This is a genomic window from Deinococcus aestuarii, assembly GCF_018863415.1.
Taxonomy (GTDB): Bacteria; Deinococcota; Deinococci; order Deinococcales; family Deinococcaceae; genus Deinococcus; species Deinococcus aestuarii.
Map to the genome: position 1 here is coordinate 85,018 of NZ_JAHKSN010000007.1, position 20,825 is coordinate 105,842.

23 protein-coding genes are annotated in these 20,825 nt (G+C 71.5%); 11 read left to right on the top strand and 12 right to left on the bottom strand.

Features of this window, described 5'->3' with window-relative positions; genetic code table 11:
• Window positions 1–2: 2 nt before the first annotated feature.
• Window positions 3–665 (bottom strand): helix-turn-helix transcriptional regulator, encoded by a 663-nt coding sequence (locus IC605_RS10925; RefSeq protein WP_216323301.1) that lies wholly within the window; start codon window positions 663–665, stop codon window positions 3–5.
• 1 nt (window position 666) lies between these two features.
• On the bottom strand, window positions 667–1,716 hold the full coding sequence (locus IC605_RS10930) for an Mrp/NBP35 family ATP-binding protein (protein WP_216323304.1): 1,050 nt from the start codon (window positions 1,714–1,716) through the stop codon (window positions 667–669).
• 364 nt (window positions 1,717–2,080) lie between these two features.
• Between IC605_RS10930 and rpmH the strand changes: the two genes are divergently transcribed.
• The 6 genes from rpmH to IC605_RS10960 all read left to right on the top strand — a co-directional run bounded on the left by rpmH (window position 2,081) and on the right by IC605_RS10960 (window position 5,691).
• Window positions 2,081–2,224, top strand: a complete 144-nt coding sequence (gene rpmH, locus IC605_RS10935) for a 50S ribosomal protein L34 (RefSeq protein ID WP_011530697.1) — start codon at window positions 2,081–2,083, stop codon at window positions 2,222–2,224.
• Between the two features lie 89 nt (window positions 2,225–2,313).
• On the top strand, window positions 2,314–2,706 hold the full coding sequence (rnpA, locus tag IC605_RS10940) for a ribonuclease P protein component (RefSeq protein WP_216323535.1): 393 nt from the start codon (window positions 2,314–2,316) through the stop codon (window positions 2,704–2,706).
• Window positions 2,703–2,957: a membrane protein insertion efficiency factor YidD gene (gene yidD, locus IC605_RS10945; RefSeq protein ID WP_216323307.1), complete on the top strand. Its 255-nt coding sequence runs from the start codon at window positions 2,703–2,705 to the stop codon at window positions 2,955–2,957. The genes rnpA and yidD overlap by 4 nt, the downstream gene beginning before the upstream one ends.
• Window positions 2,954–4,537: a YidC/Oxa1 family membrane protein insertase gene (locus IC605_RS10950; protein ID WP_216323309.1), complete on the top strand. Its 1,584-nt coding sequence runs from the start codon at window positions 2,954–2,956 to the stop codon at window positions 4,535–4,537. The genes yidD and IC605_RS10950 overlap by 4 nt, the downstream gene beginning before the upstream one ends.
• Before the next feature lie 207 nt (window positions 4,538–4,744).
• Window positions 4,745–5,128 (top strand): ArsR/SmtB family transcription factor, encoded by a 384-nt coding sequence (locus IC605_RS10955; RefSeq protein WP_216323538.1) that lies wholly within the window; start codon window positions 4,745–4,747, stop codon window positions 5,126–5,128.
• Window positions 5,129–5,163: 35 nt separating this feature from the next.
• Complete coding sequence (locus IC605_RS10960; RefSeq protein WP_216323312.1) at window positions 5,164–5,691, top strand: SRPBCC domain-containing protein; 528 nt, start codon at window positions 5,164–5,166, stop codon at window positions 5,689–5,691.
• 68 nt (window positions 5,692–5,759) lie between these two features.
• Here IC605_RS10960 and IC605_RS10965 read toward each other — a convergent pair whose 3' ends face one another.
• The 5 genes from IC605_RS10965 to pdhA all read right to left on the bottom strand — a co-directional run bounded on the left by IC605_RS10965 (window position 5,760) and on the right by pdhA (window position 12,083).
• Entirely contained in the window at window positions 5,760–6,731 is a 972-nt protein-coding gene (locus IC605_RS10965) for a hypothetical protein (protein WP_216323316.1), read from the bottom strand.
• 36 nt (window positions 6,732–6,767) lie between these two features.
• A complete protein-coding gene (locus IC605_RS10970; protein WP_216323318.1) occupies window positions 6,768–8,459 on the bottom strand; it encodes a glycoside hydrolase family 15 protein in 1,692 nt (563 codons plus the stop codon).
• 101 nt (window positions 8,460–8,560) lie between these two features.
• A complete protein-coding gene (locus tag IC605_RS10975; RefSeq protein ID WP_216323321.1) occupies window positions 8,561–9,802 on the bottom strand; it encodes a C39 family peptidase in 1,242 nt (413 codons plus the stop codon).
• 102 nt (window positions 9,803–9,904) lie between these two features.
• The gene (locus IC605_RS10980) at window positions 9,905–10,906 is read right to left on the bottom strand and encodes an alpha-ketoacid dehydrogenase subunit beta (RefSeq protein ID WP_216323324.1); all 1,002 of its coding nucleotides are present in this window, start codon (window positions 10,904–10,906) and stop codon (window positions 9,905–9,907) included.
• Between the two features lie 82 nt (window positions 10,907–10,988).
• The gene (pdhA, locus tag IC605_RS10985; protein WP_216323327.1) at window positions 10,989–12,083 is read right to left on the bottom strand and encodes a pyruvate dehydrogenase (acetyl-transferring) E1 component subunit alpha; all 1,095 of its coding nucleotides are present in this window, start codon (window positions 12,081–12,083) and stop codon (window positions 10,989–10,991) included.
• A 214-nt stretch (window positions 12,084–12,297) separates the two neighbouring features.
• On the opposite strand from pdhA, the gene IC605_RS10990 reads away from it, so the two are divergent.
• Window positions 12,298–12,795 (top strand): hypothetical protein, encoded by a 498-nt coding sequence (locus tag IC605_RS10990; RefSeq protein ID WP_216323331.1) that lies wholly within the window; start codon window positions 12,298–12,300, stop codon window positions 12,793–12,795.
• A 65-nt stretch (window positions 12,796–12,860) separates the two neighbouring features.
• Here IC605_RS10990 and IC605_RS10995 read toward each other — a convergent pair whose 3' ends face one another.
• The gene (locus tag IC605_RS10995) at window positions 12,861–13,775 is read right to left on the bottom strand and encodes a DUF4384 domain-containing protein (protein ID WP_216323334.1); all 915 of its coding nucleotides are present in this window, start codon (window positions 13,773–13,775) and stop codon (window positions 12,861–12,863) included.
• Between the two features lie 138 nt (window positions 13,776–13,913).
• Between IC605_RS10995 and IC605_RS11000 the strand changes: the two genes are divergently transcribed.
• The 3 genes from IC605_RS11000 to IC605_RS11010 all read left to right on the top strand — a co-directional run bounded on the left by IC605_RS11000 (window position 13,914) and on the right by IC605_RS11010 (window position 16,161).
• Entirely contained in the window at window positions 13,914–14,462 is a 549-nt protein-coding gene (locus IC605_RS11000) for a hypothetical protein (RefSeq protein ID WP_343216582.1), read from the top strand.
• Window positions 14,459–15,691, top strand: coding sequence for a sensor histidine kinase (locus IC605_RS11005; RefSeq protein WP_343216583.1), 1,233 nt, complete (start codon window positions 14,459–14,461; stop codon window positions 15,689–15,691). Before IC605_RS11000 ends, IC605_RS11005 begins: the two co-directional genes overlap by 4 nt.
• Before the next feature lie 110 nt (window positions 15,692–15,801).
• Window positions 15,802–16,161 carry a DUF3060 domain-containing protein gene (locus IC605_RS11010; RefSeq protein WP_216323337.1) on the top strand — a complete coding sequence of 120 codons (360 nt, stop codon included), beginning with the start codon at window positions 15,802–15,804 and terminating at the stop codon, window positions 16,159–16,161.
• Window positions 16,162–16,310: 149 nt separating this feature from the next.
• Here IC605_RS11010 and IC605_RS11015 read toward each other — a convergent pair whose 3' ends face one another.
• A complete protein-coding gene (locus IC605_RS11015) occupies window positions 16,311–17,318 on the bottom strand; it encodes a CAP domain-containing protein (RefSeq protein WP_343216584.1) in 1,008 nt (335 codons plus the stop codon).
• Window positions 17,319–17,381: 63 nt separating this feature from the next.
• Complete coding sequence (locus IC605_RS11020; protein ID WP_216323339.1) at window positions 17,382–17,957, bottom strand: RNA polymerase sigma factor; 576 nt, start codon at window positions 17,955–17,957, stop codon at window positions 17,382–17,384.
• Between the two features lie 73 nt (window positions 17,958–18,030).
• On the opposite strand from IC605_RS11020, the gene IC605_RS11025 reads away from it, so the two are divergent.
• Window positions 18,031–18,378 carry an FUN14 domain-containing protein gene (locus IC605_RS11025; RefSeq protein WP_216323343.1) on the top strand — a complete coding sequence of 116 codons (348 nt, stop codon included), beginning with the start codon at window positions 18,031–18,033 and terminating at the stop codon, window positions 18,376–18,378.
• 251 nt (window positions 18,379–18,629) lie between these two features.
• Here IC605_RS11025 and IC605_RS11030 read toward each other — a convergent pair whose 3' ends face one another.
• Both IC605_RS11030 and IC605_RS11035 read right to left on the bottom strand, forming a co-directional pair.
• On the bottom strand, window positions 18,630–19,763 hold the full coding sequence (locus tag IC605_RS11030) for an LLM class flavin-dependent oxidoreductase (protein ID WP_216323346.1): 1,134 nt from the start codon (window positions 19,761–19,763) through the stop codon (window positions 18,630–18,632).
• A 218-nt stretch (window positions 19,764–19,981) separates the two neighbouring features.
• Entirely contained in the window at window positions 19,982–20,824 is an 843-nt protein-coding gene (locus tag IC605_RS11035) for a carbohydrate ABC transporter permease (RefSeq protein WP_246580702.1), read from the bottom strand.
• Between the last annotated feature and the right edge of the window lies 1 nt (window position 20,825).

The following is a 20,825-nucleotide window of genomic DNA, read 5'->3' on the forward strand; positions in this document are numbered from 1 at the left end:
GGTCAAGGGCCGATCCGGTAGCGGCACGCGCCCTGCCCGCACGCGATCCGCGTCTCGCGGGTGACGGGCACGCCGAGGACATTCACGAACATGGCGAGTTCGCTCGCGCACAGCTCCCCGTACTGCCGCGCGACCGTGAGATTCGGGCAGTTGCGCTCCACGATGTACCACGCCCCGTCCGGTCCCGACTCGACCACCGCGTCGAAGCCCGCCCCGCACAGCCGCGACGCGAGGTGGCGCACCCGCTCCTCCAGGGGGCCGCCCGCAGGCAGCTCGGCCCGCAGCCCCGCCGCCATCTCCGCGCTGCGGGCATCGAAGACCTGCAACACGGCCCCCTCCCCGAACAGCCCCTCCACGTGCCGCAGCACGTCCACGCACAGGGTCGAGTACGTCTTGGGAAAGGCCGCCTCCCCCCGCTCGGTCAGCCCGAAGACGTGCTGGGGCCGCCCGCGCCCGCCGGGCCGCTCGGTCCGCGCCTCGATCAGGCCCTGTTCCTGAAGGTCTTGCAGGTGCCGCCGCGCGGCGGGCACGGTGACGGAGAGCCCCGAGGCGAGCGCCTGGGCGGTCAGCGTGCCGTGCCGCTTGAGGAGTTCGAGGACCCGCTGCTTGGTGCGTTCGGGTGCGGGCGGCAGGGGCGCGGCGGGAAGGGTCGCTGCGGCGGTCATCTCAGACCACCGGGAGTTGCTCGGGCAAAGACCCCAGCGCCTGCACGCTCACCCGCCCCGCGAGGTTGCGCGCGACCTGCCGCATCGCCTGCGCGGCGGGCGAGTCCGGGTGCGAGAGCACGGCGGGCACGCCCAGGTCGGCGTCCTGCCGCACCTCCACATCGAGGGGCACCTCGCCGAGCAGCGGCAGCCCGCCGAGCTTGCGCGAGCCCCCCCGCCCGAAGATGTCGTAGGTGAGGCCGGTGTCGGGCGCCACGAAGTAACTCATGTTCTCCACCACCCCCAGCACCGGGACCGACGCCTTGCGGAACATGTCGAGCGCCCGCGCCGCGTCGATCAGCGCCACGTCCTGCGGCGTGGTGACAAGCACGGCGCCCGTCACGTTGACCGTCTGCGTGAGGGAGAGCTGCACGTCCCCGGTGCCGGGCGGCAGGTCCACGATCAGGTAGTCGAGTTCCCCCCACGCCGCGTCCTTGAGAAACTGCTGGATCGCCGAGTGCAGCATCGGCCCGCGCCACACGAGAGCTTGGCCCGCGGGCGAGAGGTTCGCCATGCTGATGAAGCGCAGGCCGTGCGCCTCGATAGGCTGCATCTTGCGCTCGGCGTTCGCGGTGATGCGCGCCCCGCCCTGGCCCAGCATGTGCGCCACGCTGGGGCCGTACACGTCCGCGTCCATCAGGCCGACCCGCGCCCCCTCCACCGCCAGACTCGCCGCGAGGTTCACCGCCACGCTGCTCTTGCCCACGCCCCCCTTGCCGCTGCCCACCAGCAGGACGTGCTTGACGCCGGGCAGGGCGGGCTGCGCGGGCGGGCGCACCATCGCCCCGAAGGTCACGGCCACGTCCCGGATGCCGGGGACGGCGAGGACCGCCGCGCGCACGTCGCCCTCGATTTTGCCCTTGAGGGGGCAGGCGGGCGTGGTGAGGTTGACCTTCACGTGGGCCACGCCGCCCTCGACCTCCGCGCGCTCGATCATGCCCAGCGACACCAGGTCCCGGTGCAGCTCCGGGTCGTTCACGGTCTTCAGGGCATCCCACAGGGCGTCACGCATACCCCGCATTAGTAGCGCGTCGGGGGGGGAGGGGGCAAGACACGGCCTCACAGTGGGCTCAGGGCACGATTGCCTGGGGGGCCGGGGCGCTGCATTCTCCGAGATCACGCGGGCTTGCGAACAGGCCGTGAAGGTTAGAGTTGTCGCCCTGAGTGCAGCGAGGGGCCTCGGCTTGAGCACCGTTCGACAGGCTTCGCCAGGGCTCGGCCTGACCGCTGCCGCCCCGCCCTTCCCGCCCCGCCCGCCCGCGTGGTACACTTCCCCAGTTTGCCTCCCCAGGGGGGCGAGTTTTCGCGCACAAGGTCGGCGGGTTGCCGGGGAGAAGGGGTCCCGTGTCCCCCGACGCGAGAAGGAGAGCACCGAGATGAAGCGTACCTACCAGCCCAACGTCCGCAAGCGGGCCAAGACCCACGGCTTCCGCGCCCGCATGAAGACCAAGGCGGGCCGCAACGTCCTCGCGCGTCGCCGCGCCAAGGGCCGTCACCGCCTCACCGTCAGCGACGAGTAATCCTCGCCGCAAGGAGCGGTTCTATCGTCATCCCAGAACAGACCAGCGCCACGCAGGAGCGGCCCCGCCGTCCGGTGGCGCTGACCTCGTTGAAGGGCGAGCGCGAGTTCCGGCGGGTGCGGCAGCATGGCACCCCGCTGCGCGATCCCCTCTTCACCCTGCGGGTCACCGATTATCGCCCCCGGCACGGTGAGGCGTGGCGTCCGCGCGCCATCATCGGGATCGTGGTGCCCAAGAAGACCCTCTCCCACGCGGTGGACCGCAACCGCGCCCGGCGCCGGGTGCGCGAGGCGCTGCGGACCCTGCCCGGCGGCCTGCCCCCCTGCCGCGGGGTCCTGCTGCCCAACCCCGGGGTGCTCACCGTGCCCTTCCCGGAGTTGCAGGCGGCGCTCGCCCGGGTCTTGGCCCAGGTGCCGGGCCGGGTCAAGCGGGGCGGGGGCCGGGGGAAGGGACAGAAGACGGCCCCGGGAGGTTCACCATGAGTCTCGCTGCCAGAGGACTCGTGCGGGTCGTGAGGGGGTACCAGCGGCACCTCTCGCCGCGCAAACCGGCACCGACCTGCCGCTTTACCCCCACCTGCTCTCAGTATGCTGTGGAGGCTGTCGAGCGCCACGGTGCCCTGAGGGGCGGCTGGCTCGCCGCGTGGCGCGTGATGCGCTGCAATCCCCTCGTGCCGGGCGGCTTCGATCCGGTGCCCCACCGCTTCCCGCAAGGCAGAAAGACGACCCCATGAAGACCAAGAAGCTCCTTCCCCTCACGGCCCTCGGTGCCCTGCTCCTCACGGGGTGCGGTCAGACCGGCCCCCTTCCCACCTTCGGCAAGGCGATCACCCCCGAGTGGATTCGCGCCGACTTCGACGGGCGACCCGGCGACGAGTTCATCGCCACCAGCAACCTTCAGGACGTGGTGTTCAACGCACGTGGCGAGGTCATCGGCTGGTACGTCAAGAGCTACGCGGGCACCCCCTTCATCCGGACTCGGCCCGACGGCACCTACGATTTCAGCGCCCTGCGCGACCAGCGCGGCATCGTGAACATGGTGGGGACCCGCCGCGCGCTCGCCGTGGTGGGCGAGGGTCTCGGCCCCTCGCAGCCCGCCCAGGTGACGGCGCCCACCCTGACCCAGAACCTGCCGCAAAACCGTCAGGACGCCGTGTTCCGCTACACCCAGAACGGCGTGGCGGTCACCAAGACGGTCACCCTGCACCCGCGCAACTTCAAGGTGGACGTGCGGACGACCCTGGAGGGCGGACCCGAACGCTACAACATGCTCTTCCCAGGGCTCGGCAAGGCGGACAATCCCCGCGTGCAGGCGGTGCCGGTTGGCGGTCAGCCCGCCGCCGTGCAGGGCAGCGGGACGCTGAGCGTCCCCAACATCCTGTACGCCGCCCTTCAGGAAAACCCCAGCCAGGTCGCCCACGCCCTGATCGTCCGCCCGCAGGGGGGCACGACGGCGAGTGCGGCCCTCACGGGCGGCGGGCCCACGCAGGCGCAGGTCAGCGTGGCGCTTCAGGGGAACAGCAACCTGGAGGTCTACGGCGGCAAGAACGAACTCATCCACCTGTACCAGAGCGGGTACAGCACCCTGCCCGGCCTGTTCGACCCCAACTTCTTCGGGCAGATCAGCCTGCTCATCGTGAAGCTGATGGAAAGTCTGTACAGCTTCGTGGGGAACTGGGGGCTCGTGATCGTGCTGCTGACCATCTTGCTGAGGCTGATCATGTGGCCGCTGATGCAGGCGCAGGGCCGCACGACGGCCCGGATGCAGGTCATGCAGCCGAAGATCAAGGAGATTCAGGAGAAGTACAAGGGCAAGCGCGACGCGGACTCGCAGCGGGCCATGCAGACGGAGATGCAGCAGCTCTACCGCGACTACAACTTCAACCCGGCGGGGTGCTTTTCGACCTTCTTGCCCTTCCCGGTCCTCATCGCGCTGTGGTCCACCATCCGCAACTTCGAGTTCGACTCGGGCTTCCTGTGGCTCCCTGACCTGGCGATTCCCGATCCCTTCTACATCCTCGCGCTGATCTACCTCGTCGTGAACATCGGCCAGCTCTACGTGATGACGCGCAAGACGCCCGAGATGTTCCGGCAGCAGGCTTTCATCTACATCATCTTCTTGTACTTCGCGCTGACCTTCCCGGCGGGCGTGACGATCTACATCATCCTCTCGACCCTGATCGGCATCGGCCAGCAGATTCTGATCAACAAGCAGGTCGAGCGCGAGACGGCCACCATCGGCCAGACCGTGCAGAAGGCGCCGCCGCGTCCGAGCGGCAAGCCCGCGAAGACCATCGAGGCCCCGAAGAAGTAAGCGGAACTGGAAGAGGCCGCCCTGCCGGAGAGGTGGGGCGGTCTTTTTTAGCGGTCCGGGCCCGGCGGGTCGGACTCGCGGTGCCTCCCTCCCGGCACCCGTCTTGACGTGAGGAGCGGCCCCACGTATGCCTTGACAGGAATATTCCTAAAGTGGCATACTTAGGTCAACAAACCACGCACTCGCTGCGGAGAGGAGAAACCTTCGCTGAACGCCGACACCTTCAACGCTCTGGCCGAGCCGAACCGGCTGCACATCGTCGAACTTTTGATCCGGGGGCCCCTGACGGTCGGTGAGGTCGCCGCACGTCTCCAGCTTCGCCAGCCCCAGACGTCCAAGCATCTGCGGGTGCTGAGCGAGGCGGGGCTGGTCGCGGTCGAGGCGGTCGCCAACCGGCGCATCTGCACGTTGCGGGCCGAGCCCTTTCAGGAACTGGACGAGTGGCTGGGCACCTACCGGGGGCTCTGGGAAGACCGCTTCGACCGGCTGGACGACTACTTGCAACGGCTTCAGCGGAAGGGCAGCGACTCCACAGGCAGCAACCCCGCCGAGCCCGAGACCGACCCACACCCCGACCCGCAAGATCAGTAGCTCGGGAGCTTCAACCCCGACCAGGAGGCTTTCCCATGTCCAGCACCGCCACGTCCCCCATGACCTCGAACGTCGAAGCAGGCAAGACACTCGTTCTGGAGCGCGTCTTCAGGGCCCCCCGCGAGCTGGTCTTCGGCGCCTTCTCGCAGGCCGAGCACCTCCGCCAGTGGTGGGCTCCCCGGGGCTGGGAGATGCCCGTCTGCACCGTCGACCTCCGCCCGGGGGGCCGGTGGCACTACTGCATGAGGTGCGTCGATCAGGCTCAGGGCGAGTTCTACGGGATGGAGTCTTGGGGCCTGGGGATCTACCGGGAGATCGAGGCCCCGGAGCGCATCGTCTACACCGACTATTTCTCGGACGCGGAGGGCAACGTCAACGAGAACCTGCCGCCGACCCTCTCGACGCTGACCTTCGAGGAGGTCGAGGGCGGCACCAGGGTCACCAACCGCGCCGCCTACGACTCCGAGGAGGCCCTGAAGACGGTCATGGACATGGGCATGTTGCAGGGCATCACCGAGACGTGGGACCGCCTCGCCGAGCATCTGGAGGCGCAGCGGCGCTGAGGGTCTTCCGCCCGCCCATCCGGGCTGCCGACGAACGGTGAGGGCCCTCTCCCAGAGTCCTCACCGTTCTACGCCCCGGTTTCCAGCCTCCCCCACGCCCGCAGCGTCAAGAGCGCCTCCAGCGTCCGCACGCTGCGCCAGTCGCGCTCGGCCTGCGGCCACACGTCCGGGAACCCCCCGCCCCACGACCAGTTCGGCCCCCAACTGCCGTCCTCCCCCTGCGAGGTGAGGAGGTGGGTCAGGGCCGCCGCGAGGGGTTCCGTGACGGCGCGGGCCAGGGGGGAGGCGGGCGTGGGCGCGACGCTGAGGGGATTCAGGCCGTACTCGTCGAAGGCGTGGGGCTCGCGCTGGACCCGGCCCGGCAGCACCTCGTCGAGGTAGTCGAGGACGGGGGCGCGGTGGAGTTCGGGCACCTCATGAGCCTGGGCGAAGACGGACGCGACGAGGTGCCCGTTCACGTCGCCCGGCTCCAGCCCCGCCAGGATGTCGTCGCGCGTCTCGACGGTGAGCAGGGCGAGCAGCCCTTCCGGCATCAGGTCCGGCGTAAGCCCCGGCCAGCGGTGGAGGTGGGCCACGATGCCCGCGCGGGGGTTGACCCGGAAGCCTCCAAAGGTCGCCGCGAGCTGACCCTCCTTGCCCTGACTCCACCACGGGGCGTGAGGATGTGCCTGCGCCTCGGGCGGCAGGAAGGGCCAGACCGTGCCGTGTGAGCCCACGTGCAACTGCGAGCGCAGCCACCTCACCGCCTCCCGCAGGAGGGGCTCGTCCGCCCCCACGTTCAGGCCGTGCAGCACCTCCAGCGCCACCGAGGTCGCCAGCACGCTGCCGTGCGGCGCCCGCACGTCCGGCTCCAGCGCGTGCCCGAAGCCGCCGTCCGGGGTACGGTAGGCACGCAGGGCCTCCAGTACGGCCTCCACGTCGCCGCCCTCGAAGGCGTGCCGGAAGCGGGCGCGTTCCAGGGGTCGGCCCCGTTCGAGCAGGAACGCGCGGGCGCGATTGAACGCTTCCGGGGACAGGCGCGCGGAGGTGGGCGGGGTCATGGGGGGAAGCGTAACACCGCCGGGTTGACGCGTGGCCTACGTCAGCTCGGCGATCACCCCGAGCAGCGCGGCGTGCACGAAGGTCTGCGGGAAGTTCCCGAGGGGCGTGCCGGAGGTGGGGTCGGCCTCCTCGGCGATCAGGCCGAGGTCGTTGGTGTACCCCAGCACGGTCTCCAGAATCCGGCGGGCCCGCTCCGGGTCCAGCGCCGTCCAGTACAGGGCCACCCAGAGGGTCCCGGCGAGGAAGGCGCCCTCGCCCGTGCCCTTCTCCCGCAGCGCCCGCCAGTACAGGCCCTCCCGGCAGTGGTCGCGCTCCAGCACGCGCAGGGTCGCCCGCATCTCGGGGGCGCCCGGCGCGCAGTAGCCCCAGGCGGGGTAGAGGGCCGCCACCACGTCCACCTCCTCCTCGCCCGCCACCGCCGCGAAGGCGCCCTCGCTCGTCAGGCCGTGGGCGGAGACCCAGGCGCGGATGTCCCCGGCGACCGACCGCCAGCGCTGGGCCGTCGCCGGGTCGGGGTGGAGGTCCGCGAGACGTTCGAGCCCCACCGCGCCGAGCACCTTGCTCGACAGGTAGGGCAGGGTCTCCTCCTCCTCCCAGATGCCGTTGTCGGGGTCTTGCCAGTGTCCGCACAGGTACTCGGCGACGGGCTCCAGCGTCGGCCAGTGCTCCTCCAGCTCGGCGCGGTCGTAGAGGGCGGCGCTCGCCAGCAGGATGTTGCCGTACACGTCGAGCTGCACCTGCGAGACGGCGGCGTTCCCGATCCGCACCGGGCGGCTTCCCCGGTATCCGGCGAGGGGCAGTTCCTCCACGGGGGGCGCGTCCTCCCCGCACACCGTCGCCAGCGGGGGCAGGACCTGATCACCGTCCCGCCCGGAGGCGTAGCGGCAGACGAAATCGAGGAAACCGTGCCCCAGCGTGCCCTTCCGGTCCGGGCTGAGCCGCGACAGTGCCCGCACGATCATGCCCGAGTCGCGAAACCACACGTAGCGGTAGTCGTAGTTGCGTGTCCCCCCGATCACTTCCGGCAGCGAGGTGGTCGCCGCGCTGATCACGCTGCCGCTCTCCTCGAAGGTCAGGAGCCGCAGGGCCCGCAGCGAGTCGCGCACGGCTCCCGCGTAGGGGCCGCTGTGGGTCGTCTCGGCGGCCACCCCCCGCCACGCGGTCAGGGTCGCGTCGAGCCATCCCTCGGGGTTCGCCGTCCCCTGCGGGCGCTCTCCCAGCAGCGCCCAGCCGGACTCGCCGGGCGGAACGCTCAGCCGCACCGTGTCCCCCTCGACGTGGAGGGGGTGCGAGGCGCTGAGCCAGCAGTTGCCGTCGACCCGCACGGCGTTCCCGTCCCGTGTGAGGAGGGGAGGGCGCCGCGCGTAGTCGGGGGCGGGCGTCAGGACGAGGGTCGCGCCCGCCGTTCCCCGCACCAGTCGGCACACGCCGCGTGGCAGCTCCGGCCCGTAGGGCATGAAGTCCACCAGCGTGACCTCCCCGCCCGCCGTGTCCAGGTGCGTCTCCAGCACGCCGCTGTCCCCGAGGTAGGCGCGGCGCAGCGGGGTTACGTCCCCCTCAAGGCGCCACTCGCCGCCCCGGGCCGGGTCCACCAGACCCGCCAGCAGGGAGGGGGCGTCGAACTGGCCGGGGCAGTACCAGACCACGCTTCCCGCGCGGGTCACGACGGCGGCGGTGCGGCGGTCCCCGACGATCCCGAGGTCGCGAAGGCTGGGTTCCTGAGTCATGGCGACAGGGTAGGGAGTTCCCCACCGTGTCACCCGGCTGGGTAAACCTCTCCGACAACTGGGGTGAGAAGGCCCTCATCCGGAGAGCTGCCTGGTTCGCCTCAGAGCGAGGCGAGCGCCGCCTGTGCCCGAACGTATCCGGGCCGCAGCCGCACCGCCTCACGGTAGGCGGCCTTCGCCCCCGCCGCGCGGCCCAGGGCGCTCAGCGCGCGGCCCCGCCAGTAGAGGGCTTCCTCATGGGCGGGAGCGTCGCGCAGCACGGCGTTCGTCAGCCGCAGCACGTCCGCGTAGCGCCCGGTGCGGGTATACGCCTCCAGCGGCCCGAAGGTGTACCACATCGCCCGCCACGGCAGCCCGCCCACCACGCGCGCCGGGCGGGTGGGGTCGAGGGCCGGGTCGGGCCGGGCGGCGAACGCCTGATCGAAGGCCCGCGCCGCCCCCCGCGCATCTCCCAGGGCGAGCTTGGCCTGCCCCAGGTTCAGCCAGCCCACCGCGTCCTGCCGCCGCTCCGCCTCGGCCAGGGCCACCCGCAGCGCCTCACGCCTGGCCGCCGCCGGGTCCGCGCGGAAGCCGAGCAGCTCGCGCACCTCCCCGGCCTGTGCGGGCGGGGAGACGACGAGGAAGGTCCGCCCGAAGGAGCGCCACAGCTCGTCGAAGCGGGCGTAGGGCATGGAGAGCGGCCCCAGGTACGAGTCGAGCGCGCTGAAGACCCCCTTCGCGTCGTCGTACCCGGTGAGCAGGCGGTAGTGCCCCATTCCGCCGCTGTCGTGGGTCACGAACCACGTCTCCACGACGACCGGATACCCCGCCGCCAGCAGCCGCTTGAGCAGGGGGCGGTCCCCGTTCGTGGCGAGGTGAACGTCCATGCCCTGCGAGCGGGCAAACGAGGCCAGCTCCTCCGGCGAGACGTTCACGTCCCCGCGGTTGGGCTTGAGGCGCGGGGCGATGTCGTACTGGTCGAGCGTTCCGCCCCAGCGGCTGAGCACCATGCCCACCGTCACCGGCCCGCAGTTGTTCAGCCGCTGGTACTCGTGCCGGATGCCGGAGACGCTCGCGGACGCGGGCAGGGGAGGGGGCGGCGGAGGCAGGGCGGCCTCGGGTTCGGGCGTGGGGGGCGTGGTCTCCTGCGTCGTCTCCGGCACGGCGGGCGGTGTGTCCGGCTCCGCCTCTCTCTCTGGGGCTGCCTCGACAGGCTCCGGCTGGGTCTGGACGACCGGGACGGAGGTTGCCGGGGTCGTTCCTCCCCCACCCGTCTCGGGCTGAAGGAGGCCCGCGCCGAGGACGGTCGCTCCCACGAGCAGGCCAGCGGTCAGCAGCAGGGCGGGGAGGGAAGGAGCACGCATCCTTCCTATCTTTCCCAGACTTCATGATTTCTGCTTGAGGCGCAAACGTGCGCTGGGCGGGAATCAAGCCGTGCACGGTTCGTGGTCTGCGTCCCTCCTCCCTCAGTACCCCATGACCTGACGAATCGCCCGCGCCACCCGCACCGGATTGGGGCGGTACACGTCCTCGACCGAGGTGAAGGGCGGGTACGGAGCGTCGAAGCCCGTCACCCGCACGACGGGCGCCCGCAGGAAGTCGATGGCCTCTTCGGCGATGGTCGCGCTGACTTCGCTGTGAAAGCCGTTCGTGCGCGGCGCCTCGCTGACGACGACGGCGCGGCCCGTCTTGCGGACGGAGGCGAGGACCGTTTCTGTATCCAGCGGCACCAGCGTTCTGAGGTCGATGACCTCCACCCCGATGCCGTGGACGCGGGCGGCCTCGGCGGCTTTTGTCGCCACCTCCACCATGCCGCCGTAGCAAATCACCGTCACGTCGTCCCCCTGAGTGACGAGGCGGGCCTGACCGAGCGGCACCGTGTACGGCCCTTCCGGCACCTCCCCCTTCACCGAGCGGTAGAGCTTGATCGCCTCCAGGAAGAACACCGGGTCGGGGTCCGCGATGGCGGCGAGCAGCAGGCCCTTGGCGTCGGCGGGCGTGCTGGGGATCACGACCTTCACGCCCGGCGTATGGGCGAGGATCGCCTCCGGGCTGTCCGCGTGCTGTTCGGGGGTGTGGACGCCCCCGCCGTAGGGTGCGCGGACGACCATCGGCAGGTGGTAGCGGCCCCGGGTGCGGTGGCGATAGCGCCCCAGGTGCGAGAGGACCTGATCGAGCGCCGGGTAGAGGAAGCCCGCGAACTGAATCTCCGCGACGGGTTTCAGGCCCGCCAGCCCCATCCCGATTCCCATGCCCACGATCCCGGCTTCCGCGAGCGGCGTGTCGAAGACCCGCTCCGCCCCGAAGCGGGCTTGCAGGCCGTCCGTCGCCCGGAACACGCCCCCCATCACGCCCACGTCCTCCCCGAAGACGTGGACCGTCTCGTCCGCCTCCAGCGCGAGGGCGAGCGCGTCGTTGATGGCGGCGACCATCGTCATGGTCTTCGTCGGGGTGGCGGTGGCGGTCATGCGGGAACCTCGTGGGGTCGGGTGGCTTGTGGCTCGTCGCCTGTGGAGGCTGAGAGCTGATGGCTGACGGCTGAACGCTCCCTCACGCCCCCTCCTCCGCCTCGATCTGCGCCCGCTGGCGGCGAAGCTGCGGGGTCGGCTCGGCGAACACGTGGTCGAGAATCTCGGCGGGGGTGGGCTCGGGGTAGCCGTCGGCCTCCCTCAGCGCCGCCTCGAACTCGGCCTCGATCTCGCGGGTGAGGGCGGCGTCCTCGTCCTCGGTGAGCAGGCCCTCGTTCAGGAGGTGGGCGCTCAGGCGGGTGATGGGGTCTTTCTCCTCCCAGCCGTGGTTGTCGGCGTCGGTGCGGTAGCGGCTGGGGTCGTCGGCGAGGGTGTGGGGCTTGACGCGGTAGGTGACGGTCTCGATCAGGGTGGGGCCCTGGCCGTCCCGCGCCCGCTTCACCGCCTCGGAGGTCACGAGGTACGTCGCGAGCACGTCGTTGCCGTCCACCCGCACGCCGGGAATGCCGTAGCCGTCGGCGCGGCGGGCGAGGTTCACCGCGCGGGTCTGGGTGCGGGTGGGTACGCTGATCGCCCAGCCGTTGTTCTGGAGGATGAAGACGCAGGGGACGTTCAGGGCGCCCGCGAAGTTCAGCGCCTCGTGGAAGTCGCCCTCGGAGCTGCCCCCGTCCCCGATGTAGGCCAGGGCCACGTTGCGGGTGCCCCGGCGCTTCTCGGCGAGGGCGGCCCCGACCGCGTGCGGGTACTGGGTGGCGATGGGGATGTAGAAGGGGAGCACCTTCACGTCCGGCGGCATCGCCCAGCCGTGCGGGCTCGTGCGCCAGTAGGCGAGGGTCTGCGCGACGGGCAGGCCGTGGGTGAGCGCCGCCCCCGTGTCGCGGTAGGTGGGGAAAAGCCAGTCGCCCGCGTCCAGCGCTGCCGCCGTGCCGACCTGGCTCGCCTCCATGCCGCCGTAGGGCGGAAAGACGCCCAGCCGCCCGGTGCGGTAGAGCACCCAGGCGCGCTCGTCGAAGTGGCGGATGCGGCGCATGTGGCGGTAGAGCGAGAGGCGGGTCCCGGGGTCGGGCAACTCGGCGGGTCGGGAGGCGGTGCCGTCCGGCGCGAGGAGCCCGAAGGGCTCGTGTTCGCCCGGTTCGGGGGAGAGGAGGTCGGGGCGGGCGGTGTCGGGTGAGGTCATGGGGCCTCCACGGCGGGTGGGCTTCGTCACGCCCGGCGTGCGGCGCCCCTCCGGCGGTGAACCCGGATCAGGAAGGGGACGCGGCATCGGCCTGGTGCACGGCAAGCGGGGGGAAAGGGGATGCGGAGGGTGGGCGGGCCACCCGGAGGGGGAAGGCGTCCAGCGTAGCAGAGATGCCCCCCGGGCCCGGCCTCCCGGCGCGTACACTGCCCCCATGCGACGCGCGTTCCTGGGGTTGACGGTCCTCGCCCTCCTGCTCGGCACGGCCCGGGCCGACCATCAGCAGGACAACCTGCGGCCCCTCACGAGCAGTGACCTGTGCCCGCCCGTCGCCTACGTCGCCGTCGACGACGAGGAGCAGCAAGACCTCGCGGTCGCGCTCGACGAGCAGCTCGACCGGTACGCCACCCTCTACGGGGTGCCCTACGGCGACCCCAAGACCTGCACGGTCGACCAGATCTTTACCCTCGACGCCTTCAAGGCCCGCGACGGGCGGATGCTCTACGCCCTCGACCTCAGCCTCCAGACGGCCAAGCCCGCGCGGCTGACCCTGGGAACGCACACCTTCGACGCCAAGGCCCTTGAGCTGTGGTCCTCCTCGGGGTACGGCAGCGTCGCGGGCCAAGACGACCTCGCCGACATGGCCGTGGGGAGCGTGCGCGAGTACTACGAGGAACTCGCCCTCGCGTGGAAGGCCACCCACAAGAAGTAGCGCGGTGCGGTCAAGGAGCCACGCCGCCCCGGTCGCTCACAGGGCGGCGTGCGGGTTTGGCGGGCTCAGCGGTGGGTGACGTTCACCTCGAAGCGGTTGCCCTGCTGGCGGACCTCCAGGGTCACGCGCTCCTGGCCCCGGCGGAACTCGCCGCGCAGGCGAAGGCCGTTGCCGTTCTCGCGCCGCTCGACCTGGCGGTAGCCCTGCTGACGCAGGCGGGCGGCGTATTCCGCGTACACGTCCTCCACGCGGGACTGGCGCTCGAAGGAGGTCTGCCAGTCGCGGTCCAGGAAGTCCTCCAGATGGGCCGGGGCGGGCTGGGTGGGCGCCGGGCGCACGGGCGGCACGGGGGCCGGGCGCAGGGGAGCGGGCTGCCCCCCCGCCGCACGCGGCACCACGCTATAGGACGCCGTGCCGCTCACCCAGCTCGCCTGATCGACCGGCGTCACGACGATGCTCAGCGCCTGCGCGAGCCGTTCCTGGCCCTGCACGTTCACGGTGGCGAACGTATTCTGGTCCGCCTTGAAGGAGGCGATCTGCCCCAGATTCAGCGGCGTGCGGCTCGCCAGCGCGAGGACCTTGTTCAGGCCGTAGGGCGTGGCGATGTCGAAGGTGAAGGGGTCGCCCGCGTCGGGGAAGACCTTGGTGGTATTGGCCTTCAGGAAGTTGCCCCCGCCCCCGTAGCGGTTGGGGAGAATCAGGTCCACGTTTCCGCGCGGGTCGAGGTTGAAGAGATACACGTAGGCGTCCTGGTTCACGCTCGTGAAGAGCCGGATGCGGTCGCCGGGGGCGTAGATCGCCGTTCCGGTCCCGCCCGGCGTGCGGTCGGTCCAGACCCTGACGCTCAGGGTGGTGGGCACCGGGTTCACGATGATGCTCTGGGCGCTGACGCGCGGGGCGGCGGCGGCCGTGCCGAGCCCCGATACGCCGAGCAGGGCACAGAGGAGGCCGAGGGTCAGCCGGGAGGAGCTGGGTCTCATGCCCCGACTGTGCCGGGATCACTTGACGGGCGCCTGACCCCGGCTCTCAGCCGGTTCTCCCGGCTTCCTCATCCGGGTTTCACCGTGTTCCCCAGACCACCACAGACGGGGCGGGGGCGGGCGCACTAGACTCTGCGCGTGTCCGCACAGCTTCGTGCCCTGCTCGCGCTGGCGGCGCTCGCCTCCGGGCTGGCGCTCGGCGTGCCCCAGGCCGGGGACGACTCCGGCTTCCGCCCCTTCAGCTACGTCCGGGCGGGGCGTCCGCTGCCGCCGGCCCGGCCCGGCGAGCGCGCCCTGCTGACCCTGGAGGGCGGGCCGCGCACCTGGCGGCTCACGCGCGCCCAGCTCCTGGCCCTGCCCACCGTGCGGTACACGACCGAGCACGCCCAGCTCCACCGCACCTTCACCTACGAGGGGGTGCCGCTGCGAAACCTCGCCGCGCTGGGAGGCTTCGCGGGGCAGGACCTGCGGGTCTACGCGTCCAACGGCTTCGTGACCACCCTGCGCGCCTCCGACTACCTGGCGGCGCCCATCATGCTCGCGCACACGGCGAACGGCAGGCCCATCCCCGTCCTCGAGAAGGGGCCCCTCACGGTGGTCTTGCCGAGCGACCCCGCCCGCTTCCCGGCCCGGCTGTACGGGGCGGCGTGGGTGTGGTTCGCCGAGCGCATCACGCCCGCCCCGTGACCCCCGCCGCCCGCCGCGTTCCCCGGGCGGTCATGGTGCGCGAGGGGCTGCTCGCCGCGCTGCCCGCGCTGCTGACCGTGGCGCTCTTGCTGCTTGCCACCCAGCCCGCGTACGACACGCTGCTCCGCAACGGGAACGGCTGGTCCCCCTACGCCTACCAGGGGCTCGCCCAGGACGTGCAGGCCTCTCAGGTGGCGCGGCTCGACCCCACCCTGGGCGACGAGGAGCGGCAGGAGATCCGCGACCGCGCCCTGTCCAGCGCCGGGAACCCGGCCCAGTTCACGGCCCTGGCGACGGTGGAAGGCTACGGGGACGCCCGGCTCGCCCGGGTCGAGCGGCTGCTGCGCGAGAACACGCCTGCCTCGCTGGCCGCCGCCGCCCGCGAGGCCGTCCGGCTCAACGCGCAGGCGGGAAGCTACGCGGGCGAGACGGGGGTCGCGTACCTGCGCGCCCTTCAGGACATGCGGCGCGCGCTGATCTTCACCGCCTTCGTGACCGGGCTGCTGAGCATGTTCCTGACCGGGCGGGCCCTGCTGCTGTGGCGGGCCGAGCGCGACCGCCGCGCCCACCGCGAGGCCCGCCAGCGCGAAGCCCTCAGCCTCGCCAGCCACGAGCTGCGCCGCCCCCTCCAGGCCCTGATGCTCGCCAGCGACCTGCTCCGGCACGCCGATACCCCCGAACAGCGCCAGCACCTCCTCGCGCTCATCGAGGACAGCGCGGCCCAGCTCGCCAGCCGCGCCGACCTCACCCGCCTGAACGACCTGTACCTCGACGTGACCCTGCGCGCCGCCCGCACCGACCTGCGCCCCCTGCTGGGCCGCTTCGCAGGGGGCCGGGTGAGCGTTCACCTGCCGGAAGAGCCCGTGTCCTGGGTCGTGGACCCGGGCCGGGTGCGCCAGATCGTCGAGAACCTCGTCGAGAACGCCCTGAAGTACACCCCCGGCCCGGTCGGGGTCACCCTGAGGATGAGGGCCGGGCAGCCCGAGATCACCGTGCGCGACCACGGCCCCGGCCTGTCCCCCGAATTGCGGCGGCGCGTCTTCCTCCCCTACGAGCGCGGTCCGCGCGGCCTCGCGGACGGGCAGGGCCTGGGCCTCTCCCTCGTGCGCCGCTACGCCCGCGCCCACGGCGGCGACGTGACCCTGGAGGACGCCCAAGGCGGCGGCACCCTCGCCCGCGTCACCCTGGGCGAGCCCCCCCTGGTGGACGCGGGCGAGGGGCGGGGCTGAGGGGCCACGGTCCTTCCGCCCGACCTCAAGCTGCCGCCAAGGACGGCGCAACGTCCCTTGAGGAACACCGCGCCCGTCGCCGTCCAGGGGGCCGTTATGCTGAGCGGCCCATGAGAAGATTCCTCGCGCTGGCCCTGCTGTCGTGCCCGTCCGTCCTCGCGCAGCCGCAGACCCTCAACCGGGCGGTGCAGGCGCCCGCCGGGGCCCTCACCGTGGCGGAGAGCGGCGCCACCCTCGCCCTCGACTGCGCGGGCCGCAGCGTGACCGTCGCGGGGGGCGGCAACACGCTCTCGCTGCAAGGCGTCTGCGACTTCGTGAACGTCACCGGGAGCGGCAACGTGATCACGCTGGGAGGCGCGCGTGTCCTGCAATTCCTCGGCAACGACAACCGCGTGACCTGGACCAGACGCCCCCGCTACGTGTTCACCAACGCCCGCACGACCGGGAACACGGCGGCGCAGGCCCGGTAGAGCGTTTGACACGGTAAAGCTGTCATGCTGAGCGCAGCGAAGCGTCTCCAACGCGCCGGCCGAGACCCTTCTTTCGTCGAATGCTCCGGGAAGCGGAGGCAGCGCGACGGATCAGCCGCAGGTCGGAGCTAGCCGGACGGGAGCGCCCCTCACGGCCCCGGTGCCGGGGTGGCGAACACCTGGGTCCAGTAGCGCCCGTACTCGGAGTCCGGGCCGCTCACGTACGACACGCCGAGGCGGGTGAAGTCGCCCATGATGTTGCGGCAGTGGCCGGGGCTGCGCAGCCACCCGGCGACGACCTCCTCCGGCGTGGTCTGCCCGGCGGCGATGTTCTCGGCGGTCGTCTGCGCCTCGAATCCGGCCGCCTGAACCCGCAGCCACGGGGTGCTGCCGTCCACCGGGCTCTGGTGGTCGAAGTAGCCGTGCAGGGCCATGCCCGCCGACTGGGCGAGGGCGGCCACCTCCAGCGTCGGGTCGCGGGTGAGGGGGGGGAGGGCGGGGCCGCCGCCTTGCAGGGTGGTGCAGTTCCAGCCGCGCGCGCGGGCCTGATTGGTCAGGCGCAGCACCTCGGTCTCGAAGGGCACGCTGAGGGTCAGCGGGGCCATGCGGAAGGTGAGTGACTGCTCCAGCGCCCCGCCCGTGCCCGTCAGCCGCACGGAGGCGCGGTGTTGCCCCGCCGGGACGGGGACGGGCTCCGCCCCCACGGCCCGCCCGTCGAGCGTGAAACTGGGCGTGGTGGGCCGGTACACCACGCTGCCCGCCGCGCTAAGGCGCACCTCGCCGTCGCCGAGCAGCAGCACCAGTCCGGCCCGCTCGGGTCCGCTGCTGGCGACCTCGACCTGGCTGGTGGCCGTGGAGCGGACCCGGCCGCGCGCGTCGAGCAGGCTCGCCCGCAGGGTGTAGGTCCCGGGCCGGTAGTACGTGTGGGTCACGCGCCGTCCCTGCCCGGTGCCGCCGTCCCCGAAGTCCCACTCCACGCGGTACTCGGCGGGAGCCTGCGCCGTGAACGACACGCTCAGCGGGGCGCGCTGCTCCTCGTTCATCGAGAGGCTCACCCGGAATCCCACGGGCTGCGCCGCACACGCCCCCACCAACGCCATCCCGGGCACGCCCGCCAGCAGCGCCAGCAGGCCCCTCCGCATCCTCAACCGAGTCACCCGGACAGCCTAGCGGCCCGGGGGCCACGTCCGGCGTGAGGGAAGCCACCACGGCCCGCCCCCTCAATGCACGTCCGTCACGTCCGCCAGCAGTTCCGCCAGTTGTTCCTTCGCCCGGAAGACGCGGCTTTTCGCCGTGCCGACCGCCACCCCCTGAATCCGGGCGATCTCGTCGTAGGGCAGGTCCTCGACGAAGCGCAGCACGACCGCCTCGCGGTACTCCTCCGGCAGCCGCATCAGGGCCCGCTGCACCCGGTCCTGCGCGTCGGCGCTCTCGGCGGCCTGCACCGGCGAGCGGGCGGCACTCGTCACCTCGAAGCCCACGTCCTCGCGCGCCTCCTCCAGGCTGAAGCGCTGGAGCTGCTTGCGGCGGTGAGACTCGATCTGGGTATTCCGCGCGACCTGATACAGCCAGGGCAGCACCCGCTCACCCGCGCGGAAGGTGCGGATGCTTCTCCACGCCCGGTAAAAAACCTCCTGGGTGAGGTCGAGCGCGTCGTCCGCGTTGCCCTCCAGACGGTAGAGGTAGGCGTACATCCGCCCCTCGTAGGCGCTCACGAAGTCGTACCACGCGGCCTCCTCCCCGTTACTGAGGCGGGCGAGCAGCTCGGGCGTGAGGACATCGGGCACTTCGGTCACGTCCCGCCCACCATACCGCCTCGTTCCGTGCAAGGAGTCAGCCATACGGCGGACGCTAGGCTGCGCCCCGCCCGTGCCCCCCGACACCCTCTCCACCACCGCCCTCATAGGCGCCCTTCGGCCCCTCCTCCCCGACCTCAGCGTCGGTGCCCTGCTGGGATTTGCCACCGGGCTCGCCCTCAAGAAGCTCGGGCGGGTCACCCTCGTCGCGCTGGGCCTGCTCGTTCTGACCCTGCAACTCCTCGCCTCTTTCGACCTCGTGACCGTCCACTGGTCGCGCGTGCAGGCCCTCGCCGACCCGTGGCTGCGGCAGGGAGGCGAGGCGGGGGCCGGGTGGCTGGGGCGGGTGCTGACGGCGCGGCTGCCCTTCGCGGGGGCGTTCACGGCGGGGCTGCTGGTGGGGCTGCGGGCGCGGGGGTGAGCTGCAAAGCGTCCTTCTGCCGAGCAAGAACCTGGGGCTGGAACGGCCTGAGAAGTTCCTCCCCCTTGACTCGTGGAGCTGCTTGCAGAGGGGGAGGTTGGGAGGGGGTGAGCGGGCAGGGCGTCGGGAGCAGGGGGAATATCGAGGCAGCCGCACTCCAGGCGCGTTGGGGGGCGGGCCCGTCACCCCCCTCTCATGCGGAGCTTTACAAGTCCCAACCTCCCCCACAAGGGGGAAGGAGTTACCCGCACCTACGCGACCGGCGCGACCGTGTCCGTGTGAATCTGCCGCGAGCCCTCGCCGCCCTGCCCCCTGAGCAGCGGCATGACGAGTTCGCCGAAGCGCCGCGCCTCCTCCAGGTGCGGGTAGCCGCTGAAGATGAAGGACGAAAAGCCCATCGTCTCGTACCGCCGAATCTTGGCCGCGACCTGCTCTGGGCTGCCGATCAGCGCCACGCCCACCCCGCTGCGGGCCATGCCGACGCCCGCCCAGAGGTTCGGCTCGACGAGGAGGTTCCCGTCCTCCAGCCCGCGCAGCATCTCGATCTGGCGCAGTTGGCCCACGCCGTCCACGTGCTTGTAGCTCTCCACAAAGGCCTGGCGCACCTCGGGGTCCACCCGCGAGATCAGGCGTTCAGCCGCCTGCCACGCCTCCTCCTCGGTCTCGCGCACGACGACGTGCGTCCGCAGGCCGTAGCGGAGGGCTCGGCCCGTTTCCCCCTCCAGCGCCCGCATCTGGCCCATTCGCTCGGCCAGCATGTCCTCCCGCTCGCCCCACATCAGGTACACGTCGGCGAGGTCGGCGGCGATGCGCTGCGCGACGGGCGAGGCGCCCCCGAAGTAGATCGGGATGGGCTGCACAGGCGGCGGGTCCAGCACCGCGTTCTCGAAGGCGAACAGCTCCGAGCGGTGGCTCACGGGCGGCGGCTGGGTCCAGAGCTGACGCAGGATGGACATGAACCCGCGCGTCCGCTCGTACCGCTGGGCGTGCGGCTCGAAGTCGCCGTACATCGCGTTCTCGGCGGGGCTGCTCCCCGTCACGATGTTCACCCGCACCCGCCCGGGGAAGAGGTTTTGCGCCGTGGCGAGCATCTTCGCGTACATGGCCGGGTGGAACATGCCGGGCCGCACCGCGATGAGGAGCCCCGGGTCCGTCTGCGCCGTCCGCGCGAGGGCCGCAATCGCCGCCGTGTAGTTCTCGTGTTCGCTGTGGTAGTTCGTCGCCGTCAGCAGCGCCTCGAATCCCGCTTCGCCCGCCGTCGTGATCAGGCTGGAGAGGTAGGGCAGCGTGGGCCTGCGCGGCGGCTTCTCCCGCGTGCCGATGAACTCGCCGTCCCGGGAGAGCTGGAGGAACCACAGGAATTCGGATGGGGAGGGTTGGGTCATGGGAGCCTCGCTAGGTGAGCGGGTGTCGGTTCTTTTCTCCCTCTCCCCCTGCGGGAGAGGGCCGGGGTGAGGGGGCGTGTGACCAGCGTCAGGGCCATCAAGAGGGCTTGCCTCTTCCTCCCGCCGCGCTGGTGGTCGCTTGCGGTCACCCCCTCCCAGCCTCCCCCCTCAAGGGGAAGGGGTAGTAACGTGAACGCTTAAGCGGTGATACTTCCCCTTCACGCCTTCACCCCGCCTGCCGTCAGCCCCGCCACGAACCGCTTCTGGAACACGGCGATCAGCACGACGATGGGCACCACCGCGATCACCACCGCCGCGCTGATCAGCGGCCACGGGAACGCGAATTCCCCCTGGTACAGCGTCACGCCGACCGATACGGTCCGCATGTTGAGCCGCGTGTTGAAGCTCAGCGCCAGCAGGAATTCGTTCCACGAGTTGACGAAGACGAGGAGCGCCGCCGTCACCACGCCCGGCAGGCTCAGCGGCAGCACGATTCGGGTCATCGCGCCGACGCGGGTGGAGCCGTCCACCATCGCCGCCGATTCGAGGTCACGCGGGATGGCGCTGAAAAAGGCGACGAGCGTGAGGATGGCGACGGGCAGGCTCAGCGCCGCATAGGGGAGGATCAGGGCGGGGTAGGTGTTGAGGAGTTGCGCGCTCCGCATCAGCCGGAAGAGGGGCACGAGCAGGCTCACGACCGGCAGCATGGAGAAGGCGACGACAAGGGTGAGCAGCAGCCCCCGCGCCCGAATCTCCAACCTGGAGAGCGCGTAGGCTGCGGGCACCGCGACCGCCACGCACAGCGCCGTGCTGAGCAGGCTGACGATCAGCGAGTTCATGAAGAAGGTGCCGAAGGGCTGCTCGGAAAACACCCGCGCGTAATTGGCGACATCCGGCTGGGAAGGGAGGTATTGCACCGGGAACTGCTGGAGTTCTCCCTCCGTCTTCAGGCTGGTGAGCAGCATCCACACCAGCGGGAAGAAGCCGCCGAAGACGAGCAGGGCGAGGCCGAGGGCGCGAACAACCCGTTCGCTCAGGTTCAGTCGGGGAGCCTGTTCCATC

Bases quoted from the DNA above. Each gene is read 5' to 3' on its own strand.
- IC605_RS10980 (WP_216323324.1), bottom strand. From the start codon at position 10,906: ATGACCGCCACCGCCACCCCGACGAAGACCATGACGATGGTCGCCGCC.
- IC605_RS10950 (WP_216323309.1), top strand. From the start codon at position 2,954: ATGAAGACCAAGAAGCTCCTTCCCCTCACGGCCCTCGGTGCCCTGCTC.
- IC605_RS10970 (WP_216323318.1), bottom strand. From the start codon at position 8,459: ATGACTCAGGAACCCAGCCTTCGCGACCTCGGGATCGTCGGGGACCGC.
- IC605_RS10930 (WP_216323304.1), bottom strand. From the start codon at position 1,716: ATGCGTGACGCCCTGTGGGATGCCCTGAAGACCGTGAACGACCCGGAG.
- IC605_RS10990 (WP_216323331.1), top strand. From the start codon at position 12,298: ATGCGACGCGCGTTCCTGGGGTTGACGGTCCTCGCCCTCCTGCTCGGC.
- IC605_RS10925 (WP_216323301.1), bottom strand. From the start codon at position 665: ATGACCGCCGCAGCGACCCTTCCCGCCGCGCCCCTGCCGCCCGCACCC.
- IC605_RS10975 (WP_216323321.1), bottom strand. From the start codon at position 9,802: ATGCGTGCTCCTTCCCTCCCCGCCCTGCTGCTGACCGCTGGCCTGCTC.
- IC605_RS10960 (WP_216323312.1), top strand. From the start codon at position 5,164: ATGTCCAGCACCGCCACGTCCCCCATGACCTCGAACGTCGAAGCAGGC.
- IC605_RS11010 (WP_216323337.1), top strand. From the start codon at position 15,802: ATGAGAAGATTCCTCGCGCTGGCCCTGCTGTCGTGCCCGTCCGTCCTC.
- pdhA (WP_216323327.1), bottom strand. From the start codon at position 12,083: ATGACCTCACCCGACACCGCCCGCCCCGACCTCCTCTCCCCCGAACCG.
- IC605_RS10965 (WP_216323316.1), bottom strand. From the start codon at position 6,731: ATGACCCCGCCCACCTCCGCGCGCCTGTCCCCGGAAGCGTTCAATCGC.
- IC605_RS11035 (WP_246580702.1), bottom strand. From the start codon at position 20,824: ATGGAACAGGCTCCCCGACTGAACCTGAGCGAACGGGTTGTTCGCGCC.
- rpmH (WP_011530697.1), top strand. From the start codon at position 2,081: ATGAAGCGTACCTACCAGCCCAACGTCCGCAAGCGGGCCAAGACCCAC.
- yidD (WP_216323307.1), top strand. From the start codon at position 2,703: ATGAGTCTCGCTGCCAGAGGACTCGTGCGGGTCGTGAGGGGGTACCAG.
- IC605_RS10995 (WP_216323334.1), bottom strand. From the start codon at position 13,775: ATGAGACCCAGCTCCTCCCGGCTGACCCTCGGCCTCCTCTGTGCCCTG.
- IC605_RS11030 (WP_216323346.1), bottom strand. From the start codon at position 19,763: ATGACCCAACCCTCCCCATCCGAATTCCTGTGGTTCCTCCAGCTCTCC.